Origin of the sequence: Anoxybacillus sp. J5B_2022 (assembly GCF_026847645.1) — a bacterium.
GTDB lineage: Bacteria > Bacillota > Bacilli > Bacillales > Anoxybacillaceae > Anoxybacteroides.
This window is the reverse complement of sequence record NZ_JAPSMC010000145.1, coordinates 1-1,347: the sequence shown is the minus strand read 5'-3', so window position 1 is coordinate 1,347 and position 1,347 is coordinate 1. Positions and strand designations below refer to the sequence as shown.

Genomic DNA, 1,347 nt, shown 5'->3' with positions numbered 1-1,347 from the left:
ATATACATTTGATAATTCTTGCATTTTAGCATATATTTGTCATATATTTATATTAATTTGATAATTTAATAATGATTAGGAGGTTTATATGAACGGTGACGCTCTCGTTTACTTAGTCTTGGGGTTAATACTTTTATTTTTGAACAGTATGGCTATCTTGCTGTATAACAAAAACAAAGTGTCTTTATGGTTATCCGGTTTGATAATCTGCATTCTCGGACCCATCCTTGCATTTATAGTAGGAGCAGCATTTGTAAAGTATAATCATAGTCAAGGCGGTAGCGCCGATGGCGCACAACTCGCAGCGGCATTTATCGGGTTAGTTATTGTTGGAAACGGAATTATTTACTTGATTATTGGGATCATTTCAAAAATAAACCGTTTTCTCAAACAAAAAAATATTAACCAGTAAGTCCTGCGCAAAAAAAAAGAACAAGTAATGTGCTGATATTTATCAACACATTGCTTGTTCTCAAACTCAATCTTAGCAAACGAAACAAAATGCCGCTTCTACCAACAAAGTAGCACCATAAAAAGGCGCTGCTTGTGCGCAGTCACATAATTTCTGATCGCAATAGCAATGTGGGCCACTAGTGCCATATGTGTGATAGCAGCAATCGTGTTTCTTACAACAGTTATCAAGTTCATTTATACCGGACTTTGATCCTTCACAAGCTGGCCATCCACCACAATCAGCACCACACCAGATATAACCTCCGGCAACACATCCCTTAATCGGTGCTTGAGCATCAACTTTTTGTTTTAACAGTTGCCCCGGAACATAATTTTCATCGAAGTTAAATTCCTCAAAGAATTTATCATCATTTTCCATTGCAGCTACAACAAGTTCTCGGTCATATTCTTTTTCAAGAATGGAAACAGCCTCATCATTGCTTGCTCTAAAAACCATTTGGTTAATGACATTAGGATCATCACTTTTGTTGCTGAAGATTGTTCCTACGAAAAAGTCATTTGTAGTGCTTTCATCTCCATTGATAAACCTTTCAATATATCGAATATTAACATGATCATTAACCTTGATGTCTAATACCTTTGCCGAAATGACATCTTCTCCTTTGGCAGTATCAAACTTTAATGCATGTTTTACTTCTAACGTTTCCAGATTAAAATCGAAATCACCATATTTTCTCATTTCACTTAAAAGATTTTGAAACTTTTTCTTATTCTCAAAACTGCTTAGTAAATCCACTACTTCTGATTCATTTAAAAAATATCCAACTTCCATCAGTTATTCCTCCTATTTATTTTTTATTATGTCAGCTGACAATATATAAAGAAGCACCATATCCTAATTTAACAACCTTTCAAAAACAAATTTTATAAAGA

2 protein-coding genes are annotated in these 1,347 nt (G+C 34.2%); one reads left to right on the top strand and one right to left on the bottom strand.

What is annotated here, in order from left to right; all coding sequences use genetic code 11:
• The first annotated feature begins 88 nt into the window (after positions 1-88).
• On the top strand, positions 89-412 hold the full coding sequence (locus tag M4I42_RS16870) for an ABC transporter permease (RefSeq protein ID WP_268853189.1): 324 nt from the start codon (positions 89-91) through the stop codon (positions 410-412).
• A gap of 72 nt (positions 413-484) precedes the next feature.
• On the opposite strand, the gene M4I42_RS16865 is transcribed toward M4I42_RS16870, so the two are convergent.
• Entirely contained in the window at positions 485-1,246 is a 762-nt protein-coding gene (locus tag M4I42_RS16865) for a hypothetical protein (protein ID WP_192950826.1), read from the bottom strand.
• Positions 1,247-1,347: the final 101 nt, after the last annotated feature.